At 58.2% G+C, this 20,456-nt stretch carries 17 protein-coding genes; 9 read left to right on the top strand and 8 right to left on the bottom strand.

What is annotated here, in order from left to right:
- Window positions 1-6 precede the first annotated feature (6 nt).
- Complete coding sequence (locus VO84_RS17730) at window positions 7-1,194, bottom strand: Gfo/Idh/MocA family protein (protein ID WP_058189069.1); 1,188 nt, start codon at window positions 1,192-1,194, stop codon at window positions 7-9.
- Between the two features lie 104 nt (window positions 1,195-1,298).
- Between VO84_RS17730 and VO84_RS17725 the strand changes: the two genes are divergently transcribed.
- The 3 genes from VO84_RS17725 (at window position 1,299) to VO84_RS17715 (ending at window position 6,232) form a co-directional block, all read left to right on the top strand.
- Window positions 1,299-2,279: an ABC transporter ATP-binding protein gene (locus VO84_RS17725; RefSeq protein WP_058189068.1), complete on the top strand. Its 981-nt coding sequence runs from the start codon at window positions 1,299-1,301 to the stop codon at window positions 2,277-2,279.
- The gene (locus tag VO84_RS17720) at window positions 2,272-3,303 is read left to right on the top strand and encodes an ABC transporter permease (protein ID WP_058189067.1); all 1,032 of its coding nucleotides are present in this window, start codon (window positions 2,272-2,274) and stop codon (window positions 3,301-3,303) included. The genes VO84_RS17725 and VO84_RS17720 overlap by 8 nt, the downstream gene beginning before the upstream one ends.
- Before the next feature lie 115 nt (window positions 3,304-3,418).
- Window positions 3,419-6,232, top strand: coding sequence for a M16 family metallopeptidase (locus VO84_RS17715; RefSeq protein WP_231738043.1), 2,814 nt, complete (start codon window positions 3,419-3,421; stop codon window positions 6,230-6,232).
- A gap of 112 nt (window positions 6,233-6,344) precedes the next feature.
- Here VO84_RS17715 and VO84_RS17710 read toward each other — a convergent pair whose 3' ends face one another.
- Together VO84_RS17710 and VO84_RS17705 are read right to left on the bottom strand one after the other, a co-directional pair.
- A complete protein-coding gene (locus tag VO84_RS17710; protein WP_058189066.1) occupies window positions 6,345-6,635 on the bottom strand; it encodes a hypothetical protein in 291 nt (96 codons plus the stop codon).
- Window positions 6,632-6,901: a hypothetical protein gene (locus tag VO84_RS17705; RefSeq protein ID WP_058189065.1), complete on the bottom strand. Its 270-nt coding sequence runs from the start codon at window positions 6,899-6,901 to the stop codon at window positions 6,632-6,634. The genes VO84_RS17710 and VO84_RS17705 overlap by 4 nt, the downstream gene beginning before the upstream one ends.
- 708 nt (window positions 6,902-7,609) lie before the next feature.
- Between VO84_RS17705 and rpsP the strand changes: the two genes are divergently transcribed.
- From rpsP to rimM, 3 genes are all read left to right on the top strand, one after another.
- The gene (rpsP, locus tag VO84_RS17700) at window positions 7,610-7,864 is read left to right on the top strand and encodes a 30S ribosomal protein S16 (RefSeq protein ID WP_058189371.1); all 255 of its coding nucleotides are present in this window, start codon (window positions 7,610-7,612) and stop codon (window positions 7,862-7,864) included.
- Window positions 7,865-8,103: 239 nt separating this feature from the next.
- Window positions 8,104-8,373, top strand: coding sequence for a KH domain-containing protein (locus VO84_RS17695; RefSeq protein ID WP_197414097.1), 270 nt, complete (start codon window positions 8,104-8,106; stop codon window positions 8,371-8,373).
- Window positions 8,374-8,448: 75 nt separating this feature from the next.
- Window positions 8,449-9,024 carry a ribosome maturation factor RimM gene (rimM, locus tag VO84_RS17690; protein ID WP_058189064.1) on the top strand — a complete coding sequence of 192 codons (576 nt, stop codon included), beginning with the start codon at window positions 8,449-8,451 and terminating at the stop codon, window positions 9,022-9,024.
- 3 nt (window positions 9,025-9,027) lie between these two features.
- Here the strand turns inward: rimM and VO84_RS17685 are convergent, their stop codons facing one another.
- A complete protein-coding gene (locus VO84_RS17685) occupies window positions 9,028-9,615 on the bottom strand; it encodes a hypothetical protein (protein WP_058189063.1) in 588 nt (195 codons plus the stop codon).
- Entirely contained in the window at window positions 9,612-10,799 is a 1,188-nt protein-coding gene (locus tag VO84_RS17680) for a DUF2157 domain-containing protein (RefSeq protein WP_058189062.1), read from the bottom strand. Before VO84_RS17680 ends, VO84_RS17685 begins: the two co-directional genes overlap by 4 nt.
- 72 nt (window positions 10,800-10,871) lie before the next feature.
- On the opposite strand from VO84_RS17680, the gene trmD reads away from it, so the two are divergent.
- Window positions 10,872-11,687, top strand: a complete 816-nt coding sequence (gene trmD, locus VO84_RS17675) for a tRNA (guanosine(37)-N1)-methyltransferase TrmD (RefSeq protein ID WP_058189061.1) — start codon at window positions 10,872-10,874, stop codon at window positions 11,685-11,687.
- Window positions 11,688-11,979: 292 nt separating this feature from the next.
- Complete coding sequence (locus tag VO84_RS17670; RefSeq protein ID WP_157439980.1) at window positions 11,980-12,528, top strand: hypothetical protein; 549 nt, start codon at window positions 11,980-11,982, stop codon at window positions 12,526-12,528.
- A 51-nt stretch (window positions 12,529-12,579) separates the two neighbouring features.
- Here the strand turns inward: VO84_RS17670 and VO84_RS17665 are convergent, their stop codons facing one another.
- Entirely contained in the window at window positions 12,580-14,550 is a 1,971-nt protein-coding gene (locus VO84_RS17665; RefSeq protein WP_058189059.1) for a peptidylprolyl isomerase, read from the bottom strand.
- A gap of 303 nt (window positions 14,551-14,853) precedes the next feature.
- Here VO84_RS17665 and VO84_RS17660 point away from each other — a divergent pair, with 303 nt between their 5' ends.
- Window positions 14,854-16,941, top strand: a complete 2,088-nt coding sequence (locus VO84_RS17660; RefSeq protein WP_058189058.1) for a putative bifunctional diguanylate cyclase/phosphodiesterase — start codon at window positions 14,854-14,856, stop codon at window positions 16,939-16,941.
- A 76-nt stretch (window positions 16,942-17,017) separates the two neighbouring features.
- Here VO84_RS17660 and VO84_RS17655 read toward each other — a convergent pair whose 3' ends face one another.
- Both VO84_RS17655 and VO84_RS17650 read right to left on the bottom strand, forming a co-directional pair.
- Window positions 17,018-18,361 carry a BON domain-containing protein gene (locus VO84_RS17655; protein WP_058189057.1) on the bottom strand — a complete coding sequence of 448 codons (1,344 nt, stop codon included), beginning with the start codon at window positions 18,359-18,361 and terminating at the stop codon, window positions 17,018-17,020.
- Between the two features lie 195 nt (window positions 18,362-18,556).
- A complete protein-coding gene (locus VO84_RS17650) occupies window positions 18,557-20,425 on the bottom strand; it encodes a sensor histidine kinase (RefSeq protein WP_058189056.1) in 1,869 nt (622 codons plus the stop codon).
- Window positions 20,426-20,456 lie beyond the last annotated feature (31 nt).

Below are 20,456 nucleotides of genomic sequence, written 5' to 3'. Positions count from 1 at the left end.
CCAGAATTATTCCTGAATTGTTACAAATTTTGCGCCTTTTTGGGCCTTGATGACAAGTTCGGCGGCGAGCAGGCACTGAGCCTGGTCCTGCGCAGTGTGCGTGCGGTTCACAATGTCAGAGACAAACTGCGGGCCAAAGGGCAGCGGCATGGCGTTGCAGTCAATGTAGCGAGCCTGCTTGTTGTCCACGATGAAAAGATTATTGCCCTGCTTGCTGACGGCTACATTCGTGTACTTGCGGACCTCAATGTAGCCATCCGTTCCGAGGATGAAGAGTCGCCCATCGCCCCACGTGCCCAGGCCGTCAGGCGTAAACCAGTCGAGGCGTACGTAGCCAAAGCCTTTGTTGCCGCGCAGCATCATATCGCCGAAATCCTGAAACTTGGGCCGCTTTGGATGGCGCACATTCGCAATCTGTGAGGCGACAACCTCAGCCTCTGTGCAGCCGGTGTAGAAGAGAAACTGATCCACCTGGTGTGAGCCGATATCGCAGAGAATGCCGCCGTATTGCTCAGGAACCCAGAACCAATCCGGACGACCGCCTGAGCCTCCGCCGGCATCGCCGTGTCCCTGCACAATCTGGTGCGGCGCAATGTTAATGGTCTGGATGACTTTGCCGATTGCGCCCTGCTTCACAAGCTCGCCCGCATACACAGCGGCCTTCACTTCCAGGCGCTCGGAATACATGATGGCGTAAATGCGCTTGGTCTCGGCAATCGTCTTGCGAACCTCCGCAAGCTGCTCAAGCGTCGTGATGCCGGGCTTGTCCGACAGATAATCCTTGCCGTGCTTCATCACCTGAACGCCGATGCCCGCGCGCTCATTCGCAATCTGCGAGCTCATCACGAGCTGAATATCCGAGCTCTCGATAATCTCCTTCTGTGTGGGAACAATCTTCACATCGGGGAAGCGCTTCTTGAAATTTGCGAGCTTGTCCTCTTCCCCACCCCACGCCATCACCAGCTCGCCGCCACCGTGTTGAATAGCGCCGATCATGCCATAGATGTGGTCGTGGCTCATGCCGCAGACGGCAAATTTGATCTTGTGCTGCGGAGCGGCTTCAGGCTGCTGCGGAGCATGGGTCTCTTCCACAATGGGCATGTTGCCGGCAGCAAAAGACGGAGCCCCCATCATTGCAAAGGAGCCGAGAAGGCTTGCGTTCTTAAGAAAGTCGCGGCGCGGAGTAGAACTCATCGTCTGAATCTCCTTGTTTGACGGCCAACAGTATTGCACGAAAGATGCACTCCACGGCAACGTCCCGTAACAATGGGTATGCGAAAATGGCTCTGAGATTGAGCATGAGTTTAACCGCACTCCAACCCGACCGGAAGGCTACTGTTCCCGGTGCAGCGCTCGCGCTGAGGGGGCTGAAGAAGGCCTTTGGAGATGTGCAGGCCGTGGATGGCGTGGACCTCGAGGTCCAGTCCGGCGAGTGCTTTGGTCTGCTCGGCCCAAACGGCGCGGGCAAGACCACGACGATTGAGATTTGTGAAGGACTTACCGAACTCGATGAAGGTGAAGTAAAGCTGCTTGGCCTCGATTGGAAGCGCAATGCCAATGAGCTGCGGCAGCGCATCGGGATTCAGCTGCAGGAGACGCAGTTCCCTGACAAGCTGACGGTAGAGGAAACTCTGCGGCTCTTTCGCAGCTTTTTCAAGCGCGGAATCTCAGCCGATGAAGCAATCCGCACTGCGCAGCTGGAAGAAAAGCGAAAAGCGCGCGTAGGCACGCTCTCTGGTGGTCAGAAGCAGAGGCTCGCCATGGCCACCGCGCTCGTCGGCGATCCGGAACTACTGTTCCTCGATGAGCCGACCACCGGACTCGACCCACAGGCACGTCGGCATCTCTGGGACCTCGTCGACGAACTGAAGCATGCCGGCCGCACCATCATTCTCACCACGCATTACATGGATGAGGCCGAGCGACTCTGCGACCGCGTGGCGATCATGGATCAGGGCAAGATCATTGCACTGGGCACCGTGCGCGAACTGATTGCATCCGTAGGCGGCGAACACATCGTGGAATTCGCGGTAAAGAGCAGCACGGATATCAATACGGCAGACCTCGCAACTCAGCTCAAAGCCATCGAAGGTGTGCATTCGCACCGCATCGATGCAGGCCTGCACCAGCTAAGCGTGACGAGCCTGCACACCACCGTGCCGCGCGTCTTTGAAGAGATGGAAGCCAGGGGCCTCACACTCACCGAGTTCCGGACGCACTCCGCAACGCTCGAAGATGTCTTTGTGGCGCTGACCGGGAGGAACCTGCGCGATGAGTAAGCTACAAGACAGCTCCCTCTTTCAGCTCACGGCTGCGCGGTTCCGGCTGTTCCTGCGCGAACCGGAAGCCGTCTTCTGGATCTTTATCTTCCCGATTCTTCTGGCCTTCGGGCTGGGAATCGCCTTCCGCAACCGGCCAGCGGATGTGCTGCCTGTAGCGGCCACAACGCTGCAACTGACTCAATCGCTGGCCGCCGACAAGGGCCTGACCGCGAAGACCCTGGACGAAACCGAAGGCATGCGCGAACTTACGATTGGCGCAATTCAGCTGTTGGCCATTCAAACGCCGCAGGGCGTGACCTACCAATACGACGACACGAATCCCGATGCACGGATTTCTCGGATGCTCGCCGACCGCGCCATCCAGGCCGCAGCCGGGCGCAAGGACCCAGTAAGCGCGCAGAACTCGTTGGTGCATGAAGCGGGTTCGCGCTATATCGATTTTGTGGTTCCCGGCCTGCTTGGCATGAACCTGATGGGCTCGGCCATCTGGGGCCTCGGCTTCTCCATCGTGGAGGCGCGCCAAAAGAAGCTGCTCAAGCGTATGGTGGCCTCTCCCATGCCGCGCTGGCAGTACCTGATGGCCTTTCTCCTCTCGCGGCTGATCATGCTCGTCATCGAGGTCATAGCATTCCTCGGCTTCGCGCGGCTCGTCTTCGGCGTACCCTTTCACGGCTCGTTGTGGGAGCTCGCATTGCTGTGCATTCTCACGTCGCTGGCCTTCTCGTCGCTCGGGCTGCTTATCGCCTCGCGCGCGCGCACCATGGAAGCCGCATCGGGCCTGATGAACCTGGCTATGCTGCCCATGTGGATACTTTCCGGGGTCTTCTTTTCGGCCTCGCGCTTCCCTGCCGTAATCCAGCCATTTGTGCACGCGCTGCCGCTCACCGCGGCCATTGATGCCCTTCGAGGCAACATGCTGCAAGGCATGCACCTGAATCAACTCATTATGCCGACAGCAATTCTGCTCGCGTGGATGGTGATCCCCTTCGCGGTGGCACTCAAAATCTTCCGCTGGCGCTAGACCCATCCCGCCAACCAGCGGTCGCCCACGCAGGCCCTTCACATAGGCCCGCTTTGGTATCATTCCTTCGAATTCATTCAGAGTTCGTCCGTTTCTCTCAAAGGAGATTTTCCTGGTGAAAAGTCTGTTTCGCTCCTCTCTCTGCGCTCTTGCTGCCGCTGCGCTGCTTGGCTCTTTCGTGGCCCAGTCGCAGTCCGGGCACAAGCTGCCTGAGATCAAGTATCAGGAGTTCAAGCTGCCCAACGGGCTGCAGGTCCTGACGCACGAAGACCACCGTCTGCCGCTGGTGGCCGTCGACCTGTGGTACCACGTAGGCCCGCTGAACGAGAAGCCGGGGCGGACGGGATTTGCACACCTCTTTGAGCACATGATGTTCGAAGGCTCCAAGTATGTGGGCGAGAAGGCTCACATCAAGTACGTGCAGTCGGCAGGCGCGACGGATGTGAACGGCACCACGGACTTCGACCGCACAAATTACTTCGAGACCATGCCCAGCAATCAGCTCGAGCTGGCAATGTGGCTGGAAAGCGACCGCATGGGCTTTCTCATGGAGGGCCTTGACCGCGTGAAGCTGACCAACCAGCGCGACGTGGTCCGCAATGAGCGCCGCCAGGGTGAAGGCCGCCCGTACGATGTGGCCGACGAAGCAGCCTTCCATCTGCTCTTCCCCAAAGGCCATCCGTATTACGGCTCGGTCATCGGCAGCCACGCGGATGTCGAATCCGCTCGTATTGCTGACGTGCGCGACTTTCATCAGCAGTTCTACACGCCAAACAACGCCACCATCGTCATCGCCGGCGACTTCGACCCGGCAATGCTGAAGAGCCTGCTCGAAAAGTATTTTGGACCCATTCCCAAGGGGCCGGCGGTAGAGGCGGTGAATGTGCAGACGCCGCCCATCACTTCGCAGAAGCGCGAAACGATCACGGACACGGTGAAGTTGCCCCGGCTCTCCGTGTCGTGGCTCACGCCAAAGGCGTTCACGCCGGACTCCTACAGCATTGATACAGCCATACACGCCCTCGGCGGAGGCAAGGCAAGCCGCCTGGATGAAGCGCTGGTCATCAAGGGCCAGACAGCGCAAAGCGTGAGCTGCAACAATGGCACCTACGCGCTAACCGGCATTACCTCCTGCGACATCACGGCCAAGCCGGGCGTCAAGCTCGAAGATCTGGAAGCAAGCTTCTGGGCTGAGCTCGGAAAGCTGCAGAAGGATGGCCCAACAGCTGAAGAGGTGCAGGCTTCAAAGGCACTCTCGCTGACCGAAAAGATCACCGGCCTGCAGCGCCTCGGCGGCTTTGGCGGCGTGGCCGACATGCTGAATTACTACAACCAGTACACCGGCAATCCGGGCTTCCTTCCCAAGGATGTAGCCCTGACGGATGCCGTTACCGCAGCCAGCACCAAGGCCGCAGCGGTGAAGTATCTCACCAAGGATTCCGCCGTAGTCGTCTATTGCGTTCCCGGCGAAAAGAAGCTCGAAGACGTGCCGCGCAGCCCAGCCGACACCGATGCAAACGTAAAGCTCGTCAATCCGTATACCCCCGAGTTTGAGGCGTCACAGGATTGGCGCAAGACCAAGCCCGCTCCCGGTCCGGCTCCGGCCCTTCATCTGCCCGTGCCCACGCAGTTCAAGCTGGACAACGGCCTCACGGTTCTGCTCGTCGAAGACCACTCGCTGCCGGTTCTGAGCGCTTCGCTCGTTTCGCGCGCTGGCAGTGAGAACAACCCCGCAGGCAAAAGCGGCCTGGCAACGCTGGTAAGCGAAGTCATGGGCGACGGAACAGCCTCCCGTGACCTGGCCAAGCTGGCTGGCGATCAGGAGAAGATCGGTACGCACATTGGCACGGGTAGCGGCCTGGAGTCCGGTACGATCTCAATGAGCCTGCTGACTTACAACTCCGCCGAGGGCATGGACCTCCTTGCAGATGTGGCGCAGCATCCCGCCTTCCGCGCCGATGACGTGGACCGCCGCAAGAAGCAGCGGCTCATCCGCATCGGACAGGAAACGGACAGCGTGCAGAGCATGGCCACGCGTGTCGGCCCCAAGCTGGTCTTTGGCGATAGCCCCTACGGTCAGCCCGGCAACGGCACCGCGGAGACCGTGGAATCCTTTACGGGCAGCGATCTCTCAAGCTTCTACGCAAGCCACTACGGACCGTCCGACTCAGCACTGATTCTCTCCGGTGACATTACACGCGCCGAGGCAGAAAAGCTGGCCAAGACGTACTTCGGCAAGTGGAATGCGACAACGGCGCCTCCCGTAGTGATCCCGGCACCGCCTGCGCCGCAGCCTACCCACATTGTGATTATCGACAAGCCGGGCGCGCCGCAGACAGCACTCTACGCATATGGCCTCGGCGTCCCGGTAAGCTCTCCGGATTCCGATACGCTGGACCTCGTCAACTACACCCTCGGCGGAGCCTTCGGCAGCCGCATCAACATGAACCTGCGTGAAGTCCACGGCTACACCTATGGCGCCCGCTCCGGCTTCAGTGAATATCGCTCCGGCGGCGCCTTCTATGCCGGTGCTTTGGTGCGAACCAATGTCACGGCAGAAGCTGCCAAGGAGATGATGGGCGAGATCAAGAACTTCCCGGATAAGCCCTCAACGGACGAAGAACTGGCTGCAGCCAAGGAATCGCTCATACGTTCGCTTCCGGGGCGCTTTGAGACGAACTTCGCCATCGCCAGCGCTCTGAGCAACATCTTTGTCTACAGCCGGCCCCTCGACTACTACTCCAACCTGCCTCGCAAGTATGAAGAAGTCACGCAGGCCGATATTGCCAGTGCGGCGAAAAAGTATCTGCATGCGGATCAGCTCGTCATCGTCACAGCAGGCGACAAGTCGAAGATTGAGCAGGGCTTGAAAAACGCAGGCCTCGGTCCCGTCGAAACACGGGACATCAGCGGCAAGCTCATTCAGTAACAACCATCAACGACTATCTTCAATGCAAGACCAAACGGGCATCCTCAGGGATGCTCGTTTGGTCTGCTGAATTGTTTTGCAGTTTTGCTAAAAAAGGAACTGCGAATCTCGACTATCGATCCATTCCAAAGGCCAGCCTGAGGCTCTTCCAGTAAAGCCATGCGGAAACCGCAAGAGCCAGAAACGCAACGGACGCAGCCAGGAAGAAGTGTGCTGAAAACACTGCGATACCCAGCATTACGGGAAACAAAATTACAGTGACGACAGCAATGACGGTAGCCGTGAAGCTGAGCCTCACCACTCGCCACAGCCTGCGGAAACGAGCCTTGTATATATCAACGGCATCCCGCAAAGTCAGACGCCCACTGTCCATGCCGCCGCTGCTCCAACTCGCTGCTCTCATTTGAATATCCTCTTAACTTCCTCTCGGAGCCAACCAAGAACGGTCAGAATTGCCGTTAAGTCAATCAGAGCTTCTGCACTAAGGAGCGTGATTCGAGTGAACAAACTGCCTTCACCGAGACGGTAAGTCAGCCATTCGCGTCCATCGTCTGCCAGAATCATCGCACCGGCAAACACGAGCAGAACCACCAGGTCGAATAGGATCATTCCGACGCCGACCAACTTATTGCCGAACTGATCCTTGAACTCCTCCCAATGCTTTCCCATTCGTGCTCCGAACAGCGCCAGTATAGTCCAGAATTGGCAGCGGACTACAAACCATCGTCATGACCGCTAAGATGGTCCCTCCCGCGTCAGGGCGGGCTGTCCTGGTTCTGGAAGTTCTTTCACCATGAAATTGAGTACCACCCAGATCGTCAAAGAGAGAGACACGATCGCTGCTCCCTTTTCTTTTGTGCAAATTTCTTTCAGATAATTTGCATATTAATTCGCAGATTCTGTCACACTCAAACCATAGCAAGATTCCGTAGCACCCTCGTTTGGGGTAAATGGCTGGAAACCCCGTCCAAAAAGGTGCATTAAGGCTGCATTTAGATCGGATTAAGGCATACTTCATTTTTAACTTAAACTATTGATATTAATAAACTTAAATCTATTTCATTCAAGAAAACGCAATTTTTTAGTTATCATTTAGTAACTCCTTGCTTCGGCGCCGAGCATCTCCAGCTGAAAAGAACCATGTTTTCAGCCGTGTTGAAACCAATCTGTACCGTATTTTGATACGTCTCTGGCTCAGTTCCACGGCGGTCGCGCACTTGATTCAAGCCTCCATTTCGGCGATACTTAGGTGTTGTGTCTTGCGCTCGCGTGGCCTCGTATGTCTGGCCCAAGTGGCCGGCAGGCTTTAGCGCCTCTCCGCTCCCGATTTGCGGACAAGTCCAGAACAGATTTCTGAAAGGAAGTATTCCCGTGGTCATGATTCGTCTGGCGCGTTTTGGCGCCACCAAGCAGCCCTACTATCGTGTTGTAGTCATTGAGAAGGATCGCGCCCGCAACGGGCGTTCGATCGAAGTAGTGGGCACCTACAATCCCCGCACCAATCCCGCCTCCGTAGACCTGAAGCACGAGCGTATCGCGTATTGGAAGAGCAAGGGCGCGCAGTTCTCTGACACCGTAGCCAAGCTGGTGCAAAAGTTCCCAGCTAAAGCTGAAGAGACCGTAGCTGCTTAAGGATCGACTTCCGCTCTGCATATAAAGTTGTAAAATGGCTGACGGCGACGGTCCGGTGCTGATACTATTCGCGCAAAGGCCGCACATATAAGTTGTGTAAGGCTGGAGCTGTTTTTCCAGTTTTCTGGTGCATTTGAGCGTCGCGCAAGGCTGTTTCTTCTCAAGGGAAAAACTTCCTGGCCGTTGGCAGATGCATGAAAGAAACTGGAAAGATCGCAGAGACGGTCAGGGGCACGAACATGACCCAACATGAGATGGTTGCAGTCGAAGAGCTGGTCCGCGAGATTGCGCGGGCCCTTGTGGATGAGCCAGAGGCGGTTGACGTTCAGACTGTCGCACGGGACGAAAGCACGATCCTGAAGCTGAGAGTAGCTCCGGGAGACGTGGGAAAAGTGATCGGCAAGCAGGGACGCACAGCGCGTTCAGTACGCACCATTCTGAGCGCGGTGAGCATGAAACTGCACCATCGCTATACGCTGGACATTCTTGAGGAAGACGAAGAAGTCTGATCCTTTCGTGTCTAGTCCTTTCGCAACAATCAGCACAGCGGCTACAGGCTTTTCCAGCTTTGGTCGGAGGCTTGCGTGAGCGCTTGGGTTTGGCTGGCGCGGATTCGTCGTCCGCAAGGGCGCAAGGGTGAAGTCTTCGCCGAAGTTCTGACGGATTTCCCCGAAAAATTTGCGGAACGGAAACAGCTGTGGCTGCTGCGAATCACCTCCGGCGCGGGCGATTCTTCGGAGCCGCGTTGCGTGGAACTCGAGCACCACTGGCCCCACAAGTCCGGCGGCCAAAGCGGCATTGTCCTGCATTTTGCCGGAGTCGGATCAATCTCTGACGCGGAAAAGCTGAACGGCTTGATTGTGGCTCTACCCCTTGAGGAGCGCGCGGCGCTGGGCGAGGACGAAGTACACATCGCTGACCTGATCGGCTGCGAGCTGGTCGATGTAGCAGGGGCGGAGCCGGTCGTTGTAGGCCGGATCGAAAATGTGGACCGAAGCGCCGGCCCGAATACAGCGGATGCGGTTCCTCTGCTGATCGTTCGCGGCGAGCGGGGCGAGGTTCTGGTTCCCTTTGCAAAGAGCTTTCTGCGCAAGCTGGATGTAGCCGGCAAGCGCGTGGAAATGGCGCTGCCGGAAGGGCTGCTGGAGCTGAACGGCTGAGACTCAGCGATACGTCAGCGGCTGCCATGCACCGCCCTGGCGCTTCAAAGCCAGTTGAATCGGACGCGGCGGTCCTTTAGGCGGAAGAGTAACTTCAATCCAAAGCTCATCGCCTTGTTTCACGGGCAGTGGGCTTTCCGCGTGTTCGGCTATATAGAAGTTCACCGGCTGCTGCAGCGTCATCGCGTCACATGAGGCTCCGGCACGCCAGCTCACATACTCTGCGCTTAAAGAAAAATCGCGATCCGGAACGCGGCGTGCAATCAGCTTGTTGTCCTGGACAGCCAGCACCGCCTCAAACTGGGCTATCTGCCCGTTTGGAACGCCTACCGGCGTTACGAATGTATTCGGCTGTTCCAATAGGTGCTCGCCCAGCGTCTTAGCAGCAGCGCAACCATCTACCCTGAGCTGCAGACTCAGGTAGCGTCCGCGCATGAAGAGATCCGGATCGTAAACGGCTGTGCGCGTCCAGACGCGAGGGCAAGTGGCTCGCTGATAGAGATACTTCGCGGCGATCAAAGAGACGAAGACGAGCTGAATGGCCAGCACGGCAACGGAGACAGCCGAGAGGCGGACAGCACCGATTCTCATGCTCCCTCCTCTCGCGCCGCTTGCGGGGTCATGGAGGCCAGTAGACGTCGGCGCATGCGTTCCAGCACCCATCCGCCTGCCAGGAAGAGGACGCCCAGGCCGATCAGTCCCAGCGAGCGGCCGATCTTGTCAAAGATGTTGCTGAAGTAAAACCAGAAGACCGAGATGGCAAAGGCTGCGATGCCGAGATTCACCAACATGCGGCTGGCCTGCCGCACTCCCCACCAGATGGTGAATATGCAGAAACCGCTCACGAGCGCGTGGGCAAGGAGATTCGGACCGTAAACAGTGTAGGTGCCCTGCTGGCCGCGACCATAGTTATAGTGTTCCACCCAGCTATGTTGGGTCCAGGGCAGCAGGATGGTGAGAACGATTGCGGCGGCAACTGGAATGAGGCTTCTGGCGGCATTCCGAAGGGAAATGGCCAGCGGAAGGCAAGCAATGACCATCCAGCCGATGCATTGCGGCCAGAATGGGACCGCTGTCTGATTTGAGGACCAGGAGCGCCAGCCTTCGATCATCATCACCGTGCCGGCTACAGAGGCGATGGCGCCCGCGGCAAAGAGGATTCCCTGCACCGCGCGATGACGCGAACCGAGAAAGACGGTGAGATAGAGCAGCGCCCAGACAAAGAGAAAGCGGCCCAGAAAAGCGGACTGGCCGATCTGGCCGTTCATGGCGTCGTCCAATTCGGAGAAAATCCACGCTGGTACAAGCAGCAATGCGAGTGTCTGCTGGGCTTGATCGCGCAGCAAAGCCCATCCGGCAAGCGCGGCAAGCGCCCAGAGCAGGATTGCGCCCGGCCAATGCTCCTGAATGTTGAAAATCTGCCCGACAAGCGCAATAGCGGCCCCGGTAGAGACAGTGCCCACGGCGTGTAGAGCGGTGGATAGGCCGCGGAAGCTCTCCCGGCTGAGCGCACCACCGATGTGAAAGACTGAGACCATGGCCAGAACCAGCGCAAAACGTGAGCCGGGGCCAAGCTCATCCCAGTGGGCGGAGACAAATAGAATGACGCCTGTAGCAAGCAGAATGGCGCCGAGAATCAGCGCGACGATGCCCTGCCAGCACAGGCCGGCGGGCTTTTTGTGCTCGGCTTCATAAGAACGGATGCGCGCGGCTGTTTCGGAGTCCAGAACTCCGGCAGACTGCCAGCGGGCGAGAAGGCTCTCAATCTCGGGCATGGTTCCTGCCAAACAGTAAAGCACAGTTACAGGATGCGAGCGGAATTATGTGCATCTATCATCAAAGAAGCGATGCAGTTTGAGATCATCACCATCTTCCCCGGCTTGTTTGCCGGATTTTTTGAGCACGGGATTGTGCGGCGGGCGCAGGCTGAAGGGCTTGTGACGGTAACCCTGCACGACCTGCGCGGCTTCACGCACGACCGACACCGTACGGTGGACGACCGGCCCTTTGGCGGCGGCGAGGGGATGGTTCTGAAGCCCGAGCCTCTGGCCGAGGCACTGGCTTCCCTGGAAATCGAACCAAAAAGTCGCCGTCCGCAGGACGATGGAACTCGTGTTGTACTTCTTTCCGCCCAGGGACGGCCATTTACGCAGGCCGTGGCGCGGGAGTTGGTTGGGCTGAAGCGAGTGGTCTTTGTCTGCGGGCGGTATGAGGGCGTAGATGAGCGCATCAACGAGCTGTACTGCGACATGGAGCTTTCGATCGGCGACTATGTGCTGAGCGGCGGCGAGCTGGCGGCAGCGGTGGTGCTCGATGCAACGATGCGACTGATTCCCGGCGTGCTCGGGAATGAGGCCTCAGGCGAGTTTGAGAGCTTTGGAGTGCAGGACGCGGCCATCTCTGCCCACGTGGAGGGGGTTCCGCGCTCACAGCATGGGGCTGGCGGACTGCTCGACTACCCGCACTACACGCGGCCGGCGGAGTTTGGCGGGCTTGCCGTCCCAGAAGTGCTGCTAAACGGCGACCACCAGGTGATTCGCAAATGGCGACGGGAACAGCAGCTCCGGAAGACGTTCAGAAACAGGCCGGACTTACTGGAGGGTGCCGCGCTGAGCAAAGAAGATCGGGCTCTTCTAGAACGAATCAAGAAAGATAGATACTGAACAATCTAATTTCGTGCTACAGTCATGCACTCTGGAAGCCGAAATGAAAAAAGTCTGTTGCGTTGTTCTGCTGTTTTTCGGGTGCCTCATCGCGCATAGCCAATCAAACAATGTCCCCGCGAAGCCAGATTTGAGCAGACTGTCGTCTGAGCAGCTCAAAGCATGTCAAGCAAAGCCCCAGGCATGCGGCACAGATGACTGGTTTGCGATTAACGAGGAGCTTGCTAAACGGCTGGGAGAGTACACAACTGACCAGATTCTTGCCTGCTACGATGACTGGAAAATTTGCGGAGTGGAAGAAGACAGGACGACGGGATGGCCGATCTCGGATTATCTCGCCAGCCGCGGTGATCCGCACGAACTTTTGATTCGTTATTGGAAAGAGCCAAAGTCTATCATCCGCAATGGCATTGAGCGCGTCGCGTATCACTTCAACACTCCGGAAGTGACGGAGTTTATGCGCCGAGTTGTGCGTGAACGAAGATTCGACGGGGAAGATCTCTACTGGCCGGCAAATTATCTTGCAAAGAAATGCGACCCGTTGGGTCTGGCATGGCTTCAGACGGGGCGAGGCAGAAATCAAGGTGGCTTGCAGTACGAGACGACGTTAGAGCTTTTCGGAAGATGCGGGCATCGGGCTGCGATTCCGCTGCTGTTGGAAGCCCTCGATGATTTCTCCGGGAATGTTGTGAATGGTGGCGAAGTAAGCCTGGAAGCTTTATATCCAGATCATCCCAAGGATGCGACTGGACTTCAGGAAGAGCAGACATACTATTGCAGAAGGGCAAAGAAAGAAGGATTCAAAGTGCGCTGCAGCGCAGAACTGAAAACTATCGAATAAACACAAGGGCCGAGGCAAACGCCTCGGCCTTTGTGCTTTCTGAGGCTCGTATTACTGGCCTGGTTCGGGCGCGTTGGCCTTGGGGTTCACGCGGATACGATTGTTCTTCTTGTAATCCGCAGCAATGTTGGCGGCGAAGAGCTGGAAGGCTTCCTCGCGCTTTTCGGCGAGCATCTGATCGCGGGTCTGGTCGAGGTTCTTCTGAATCTCGTCAGCAGTAGGCTCCTGCTTCTCGAGAATCTTGGCCACGACAGCAGTACGGCCCGCATTGATGGGTCCGCTCACCGCGCCCTGTGCAAGATCGAAGAGCTGCGGCGCTACCTGGCCCACTGCGCCGAGATCCGGCACCTGGCCGCTGGAGCCAACGAGATCGCTGGTCTTGACGGTAGCGCCGGCGGCCTTGGCGGCAGCAGCGAAGTCGCCCGATTTAGCCTTGACGGACAGATCGTTGACCTTCTGCGCCAGCAGGCCGGCAAGGTTGTCACTGCGATAGTCATCAAGAACATGGGACTTCCAGTCAGCAAAGGCCGGAGCATGTGCGGCCTGGATGCCGGTGACCTGGAAGATGGCGAAGCCCTCGCCGGTAGCCGCGTAGTCCGGCACCGCGTTCACCTTGGCCTGGAAGGCCTTGGCGAGAAGCTGCGAGCCGTCCGGCAGCGCTGCGATGGTGCCCTGCTGCGCGGTAGGCGGGGCGGTGACCAGTTCAAGGCCATGCGCCTTGGCAGTAGCGGCGAGACCGTTCTTGCCGGCTTCCGCTGCAAGTGAGTTGGCGTAACTGTCTTCGGCCTGCGAGATCATTTGGCGGCCAAGCGTGGCCTGGATGGTGGGCAGAACCTCGGAGATCGACTGGCTGTGCGCCGTCGTGCGCTCCTCAACCTGAACAATGTGGTAGCCGAACTGCGACTTCACAATATCGATCTCGTTGATGGGCTGCGAGAAGATGGCCTTGTCGAACTCGGGAACCATACGGCCGCGCTGCGCAAAGCCAAGCTCGCCGCCGGAGTCTTTGCTACCCGGGTCGTCGGAATACTTCTTCGCCAGCTCGTCCCACTTGCCGCCAGCTTTGAGCTGCTTGAGCACGTCATCGGCCTTGGCCTTGGCAGCGGCGTCCGTCTTGGCGTCAGCGCCTGCGGCCTCCTGAACCAGGATGTGGCGGGCGCGAGCCTGCTCAGGAACCGAGTACTCCTGCTGATGCTGGTTGTAGTAAGCCTGAATCTCCTGCTGGCTGGGCTGCGGCATGCCGCCGGGAAGCTGCTGCGGAGTGAAGGCGAAGTAGGTGATGGCGCGCTGCTCCGGAACCGCGTTCGCGTAGCGGGCAGTGTTCTTCTTGAAAAAAGCTTCAAGATCCGCGTCCGAGGGATTGATGGTCTTACGGAGATCATCGCCGGAGAGCACGGCATAATCGAACTTGATCTTGATGTTCCCCTTGCGATAGGCGTCGCGAATCTCCTGATCGGAGGCAGTAACGCCGGCCGTCACGTAAGACTGAAGGCGCTGCATGACGATGCCGCGCTTGATGTCAGCCTCAAAGTCGGCGACGGTCTGGTGGCGGTTCTGCGCAACCAGATTCGAATAAGCGTCCGTGCCAATGAACTTGCCACCGGGGTAAAGGACCTCAGCGTTCGGGCCGGTCTGCAGCGTGTGAGCCACATCGGCATCCGTCGCTGTGATGCCCAGGCTGGCAGCCTCGGCAAGAAGCATCTGCTGCTGCACCAGTCCCTGGCCAACCTGCTGCGTCATGAAGTTCAGCATCATCGGGTTGTCAGCGTACTGCGGGTAACGCTGGGCCAACTGCTGGCTCGCGACCTGGCGTACGCGCTGCAGGCTGATGGTCTCGCCAGAGCGGAAGAGCTTGTTGTACCAGTGCGGGTAAATCTCAGCGTACGTATCCGCGGCGGTGACCCCGGCGCTGCCAAGGCCAGGGATGAGGTAGACGCACATGGATACAGCGGCGGCACCGACAATCACGATGAAAAGGGCTTTGACGAGGCGGTTATTCGACTGTTGCAGAAAACGAATCATGGATGGGTTTTCGACTCTTCTTTCTACACAAAATTATAAAAGACGGAAAACCGGCATCAGGGCTGTGGCGGTAAGAAAAAGGCAGCTTCAGCGGACGATTCGCGGCTAATTGCAGGAGTGAATGAGGAAACAATCCTGGTGTGCCCGCCGGGAAGTGCCAAATTCGGTCAAAACTTCATTGAAAAACGTTTTCATGCCGATAAACGCAGGGTCATGCCATGCGTGGGGGGCCATCCCTTTGTCTGAAGCCCCACACCGGGCTGCGAACAGACAGCATGGTCCATCGACACGGAGAAAACCTGCATGATGACCGGCGTCTATAACCCTTGGCTTGTACTTGCTTCGGTCCTGATTGCAATGCTCGCTTCATTTACGGCGCTCGACATGGCCGAGCGGGTCACGGAGGCGCAGGGACAGTCGTCCAGATGGTGGTGGCTTGCCGGCGGATCGGTTGCCATGGGCATCGGCATCTGGTCCATGCACTTTGTTGGGATGCTGGCATTCAGTCTGCCGGTTCCGATGGGATACGACCCGTGGACTACTGCTCTTTCGTTGGCGATTGCGATTGCACTTTCCGCGTTTGCTCTCTGGCGGGTGTGCTTTGCCAAGATGAGCTGGGTGCGTCTGACGGGTAGCGCAGTGCTGATGGGGTCGGGCGTGAGCGCCATGCATTACACGGGCATGGCTGCCATGCGGATGAGCCCGTCAATTCAATATGACCCCCCGCTGTTTGCGGCTTCGGTCGCGGTTGCCGTAGCAGCATCCGGCGCGGCACTTTGGATTGCATTCCATTTGCGCAGGAACGGCAGGCTGGTGTGGCTGATGCGCTGCGGCGCGGCCGTGATCATGGGGCTGGCAATTGCGGGCATGCACTATACAGGCATGGCGGCGGCGCGATTTCCCATGGGCAGCGTGTGCACCATGGATCACCCCGGGATGGATACGGCGTGGATGGCTCCGGTGCTGATTGTCTTCACGCTGGCGGTGCTGGCGATTGCGCTGATTACCTCAGTGCTGGACTTCCGGATGGAGTCTCGGACAGCAGTCCTGTCATCGTCACTGGCGACGGCCAACCAGACGCTGCAATTCATGGCGCTGCACGACAGCCTGACAAAACTGCCCAACCGTATGCTGCTGGAAGACAAGCTGGACTACAAAATGGAGTCGGTCCGTCTCAAGGGCGGGCGGTTTGCAGTGCTGTTTGTGGACCTGGATGGATTCAAGCAGGTGAATGACGCATTCGGCCATCATGTGGGCGACCTGCTGTTGGTGGAAGTGGCGCAGAGGATTCGCGTGACGATTCCTGCGCACGATACGACGGCGCGCGTGGGTGGTGACGAGTTTGTACTGACTGCCGATGCACGGACACCACAGGATGCGGCAAACCTGGCGGAGAGGCTGCTTGGAGTGTTGCGGGAGCCAATTCCAGCAGCGGATAACCTGTGCATTGTTTCAGCAAGCATTGGAATTGCTTTTTATGATGGCGGCGAGACAGATCGCGAGAATTTGTTGAAGAATGCCGATGCGGCGATGTATCACGCCAAGGCAATGGGGCGAAATACATACTGCTTCTTTGACGACTCCATGAATGCCGATGTGCAGAAGCAGATGCAGACGCTGCACGATCTGAGGCTGGCGCTGGAACGCGGAGAACTCGTAATGCATTATCAGCCCAAGCTGAACGCGCAGACGAAAACGATTCTGGGCGTCGAGGCCCTGATGCGATGGAATCATCCCCAGCGGGGGATGCTTTTGCCAGGCGAGTTCATTCCCCTGGCGGAGCGAATCGGATTGATTGTGCCAATGGGCGAGTGGGCAATAGACGAGTCCTGCCGGCAGATGAGCCTGTGGTGCAGCCAAGCCCGTTGCCACTGGACCGTGGCAGTGAATCTGTCGCCGGTGCAATTCAATCATCCGGGGCTGGTAAGTGCGGTGCGACGGAGTCTGGAGAAATATGCATTGTCCCCCCGGAATCTGGTGCTGGAGATTACAGAGACGACGGCAATGCACAATCCGGAGGCCAGCCTGGCAATTCTGAACGAGCTGCAGCGCATGGGAGTAAAGATTTCGATAGACGATTTTGGGACCGGATACTCGAGCCTGATGTATCTAAAGCGCCTGCCGGCAAGCGAACTGAAGATTGACCGCGCATTTGTGCGGGATTTAGCGCGTGATACGGAAGATGCAGCGATCATCTCGGCGATTGTGGCGCTGGGTAAGACCCTGGATCTGGCTATCGTGGCCGAGGGGGTGGAAAACGAAGAGCAGTTTGCGTTTCTATCTGACCTGGGATGCAACACGCTGCAGGGTTACCTGATCGGCAAACCTGTTCCGCCTGATGAGGTGCTGGATTGGTCACTGAACAGCGAAGAATTGCGTAAGGCTTCGTGAGAGGCCTGAAGTCCGCCAGACAAATCGGGCATCCTCAGATTTGAGGATGCCCGATTTTATTCACGCGGTTGGAAGATTAGCGCCAGTAGTAGGCTCCGCCGACGATGTAGTAGGGGCGGTAATAGACCGGCGGGTAGCCATAGGGAGCCGGATAGGCATAATAGCCGGGACCGGGAGCATAGCCACGGCGATAGAGTGTGGGTCCGCCGGGGTAGAGGCCCTGGGCTAAACGAGCCGCTTCCTGCTGTGTGATCGGATCCAGAGTGATCGGGCTATTCAGGTGAAAGGTCACTAGAGCTTCCGCAGGAATCCAGGCACGGGGGTTGGGGCTGGCTGCTGAGACCGCGGTGCCCGCAGTGCCTCCTGCGGCTGCACCGATGGCCGCGCCGCCTCCGCCGCCAGCTGCACCTCCGATGATGGCTCCCAAGAGCGCTCCACCGATGGCGTTGCCGACCGTGCGACCGGTCTTGCTTGGGCTCTTGACCTGGAAGAGATCCGAATCCAGCGGATATTGACGGCCGCCGAGATCGAGCGAGACAAGCTTAAGACCGAGTTCTGCGCTTCCGGCTAGCTGACCCGAATGCTTAACATCGGTCACGACACCGTGAATCATGGCGCCGCGGGGAATGGCCAGGTAGCCGTTGACAGCGATATCGCGAATGACCTGGAAGTCGACGTTTGTGCCCGGAGTAGCCCTCTTCGAGTCCACATTGTCTACCGTACGAAGCTGCAAAACCGTTCCCGGCAACAAAGTAACGGGACCATTAGGAATGGTGAAGCTGGGCGCTGGAGCGTACGGCTGCTGGCCGTAACCAGGAGGCGGAGGTGGATAACCGGGACCATAACCAGGCTGGTACGGCGCGCGGGCTGACGGCGGAGGCGGCGGGTAATTGCCACCCTGCTGCGGATAGCCAGGCTGCTGAGGATAACCCTGCTGTGGTTGAGGCTGTGGCTGACCGTAGTTGGGATCAGTCTGCGGCGCGGACTGCGCATCGGGCTGGGGAGCCGGGGCACCATTGGCCTGTTGCATTTGCTGGTCCGGCTGGTCATCCGCAGGCGCCGGGATATTCTCGGCCTGGGCAGCGTCAGCAGGATTGCCCACCTTCAGGTTGTTCACCACTCCCGAGACGCCTTGTACCTTGGCCACGATGGATGCAGCCAGATCCTTGTTGGCCTGGCTGGCTACCGTACCTGAGAGAGTTACTTTGCTCTGAATGGTAGCGGCGGTGATCAGATCGTTTTTGAGGGCCTGGGAGTCGTCGAGGGCTTGTACAACATCCATCTCGATCTGGCCGTCACTGCGCGCGGCGCTCTGCTGCGCGGCAACAGACGCGGGAGCCCAAACCGGGCAAGAAAGGACCGGTGCAAGAGCAAGTGCTAGTGCAGCCGGCTGAAGTTTATGTAGGAACGCAATTTTCATGATGAATCTCTCTCCTCCGACGAGGGTTCAATTCGCGCAACATCAATATCTTAGATGGCTTTCACGCGCGAATGGTCACAGGAGTAGACACGAGATTGAGCGAAAAGTTGCAGGACGGTCCATCCACACGATTGCGTCTTTCACCCACCCAATCGAGGCGGATACCCGGGAACTCGGCACGACGGCGCTATGTGCTCAGGATTGCAGCGATGGCCGGGCAGACTCATCTTTCGGAGCGCGCTTGGCGGCGAGCTGAGTGGGAGCAGAGAAGGTTTCGTCGTCTGGTAAGAAAATCTGGAAGACAGTTCCAGAGGAATGATTAGATCCGGCGGAGCGGCTGCGGACGCGGATTGTGCCGTGGTGCTTCTGGATAATTTCATAGCTGACCCAGAGGCCGAGACCAGTGCCTGTGGCGTCCTTGGTGGTAAAGAAGGCCTCGAAGATGCGGGCGCGCACCTCCGGCTCCATCCCGGAACCACTATCGGCCACTGTGAAACGAATTCCTTTCAACTCAGGCTGGCGCCAGTCGTGTGAGGGGCGCGCACGTACAAGAATGCGGCCGCCCGACGGAACGGCATCAATGGCGTTGCCGAAGAGGTTGGCGAAGACCTGGCGTATCTCGCCGGAGTAGCAAAAGACGGTCTGCTGCGGATCGAAGCCGCGATCCACATTGATGCTCTGGTTACTGAGTCGTCCACGATAGAGATCGAGGACGGAATCGATGAGTTCCGCAAGAGTGGCGCGGCCGGGCAGCGTGGATTGGCGATAAAACCGAAGCGTCTGCTGAGCGATCTCCGCCACGCGGCGAACCTCATGCTCCGCCATGACGACGTACTCATGTGCCTGGGCGTCGAGCGTGGAGAAGTTGCGGAGGAGAAAGAGGATATTGGTAAGCGCTTCAAGAGGATTGTTAATCTCATGAGCGATGGAGGCGGCCAGGCGGCCTGTGGCGGCGAGCTTTTCCGTCTTACGGAGAGTTTCTTCGGCCCGCACACGCTCGCTGACATCGCGAACGATCATGCCTGCCCATCGAACGTGCTCCTGGCTGGTGAGGACGGGGTAAACGCTGACCAGCCATGTCCAGTCGCGAATGGGAGCAGGGCCTTCGCCGAGCAGCTCAATCTCGATGTTGTGAATCTTCTGGGAAAAGACCTGCTGGAACGCGTCTTCCAGGCGCGCCGCAGCTTCGGGGGACATGATGGCGGAGACGGTGCGGCCAAGATGGCGGCTGAGCGGGACGCCGGTGAGCGTGGCGAATACCTGATTGACGCGAACGATGCGGAGGTTGCGATCGACAAAAGCCAGGCCGATGGGCGCATTGGCCAGCATGGAATCAAGTAGAGAAAGTGTGTCGCTCAGGCCGGCGCGCTGCTCCGCGATGGAAGCGACCATGCGATTAAAAGCAATGATCAGGTCGCCAAATTCGTTCTTGACCGTCACCGGTAGTGGGAAATTTCCGCTTCCCTGCGGCATGGACATGAGCGAACGTGTACCTGCGTGGAGCAGCGTGAGCGGACGGGAGAAACGTCTGGCTACAAGCCAGGCCAGAAAGGTAGAGAGCATGATCCAGCCGCCACCAAAGAGCACTGTGGCCCGCAGGACGACAGAGACCAGATCTTTGTCCCATTGGGTGTAGCTTTCCACCCATGCATAGCCAAGAAGCACAGAGCCGTTATAAATGGGCTGTATCCCCTCCTGGCGCCCATCACCGAACTGGAAAACATGTAATGCGTCAGGTTTGACCTGCCTGATTTGAGCCAGTTCCTCAGCTGTCAGTGGGTGCGCAGCGGCGGTGTCCTCGCTGGTGAAAAGAACTTTTCCAGTAGGATCGGTAATGAAAGTGCGCACCACGCTGCCAAATCCAGCTTGCAGCTTCACCGCCTGCTGGATCAGGTCGCCGCGATGATCGAGAATCGGCTGGCTTGCCTGCGTCGCAAGAGATAAAGACTGTTGCTCAAGACGAGAATGGGCGCGACTGGAGACTCGATCTTGCAGATAATCAGTCAGCAAGAAGGCGAACAGCGCGATGGATAGAGTCTCGATGAGAACGAGACCGAGCAACATTTGCCATCGAATCGTTCTCGGCCACAAGTAC

Source organism: Occallatibacter gabretensis (assembly GCF_001449115.1).
In the GTDB taxonomy this organism is placed as follows: domain Bacteria; phylum Acidobacteriota; class Terriglobia; order Terriglobales; family Acidobacteriaceae; genus Telmatobacter; species Telmatobacter gabretensis.
Note: the sequence above shows the minus strand (reverse complement) of the source record. Positions and strands in the feature narration are given on the sequence as shown.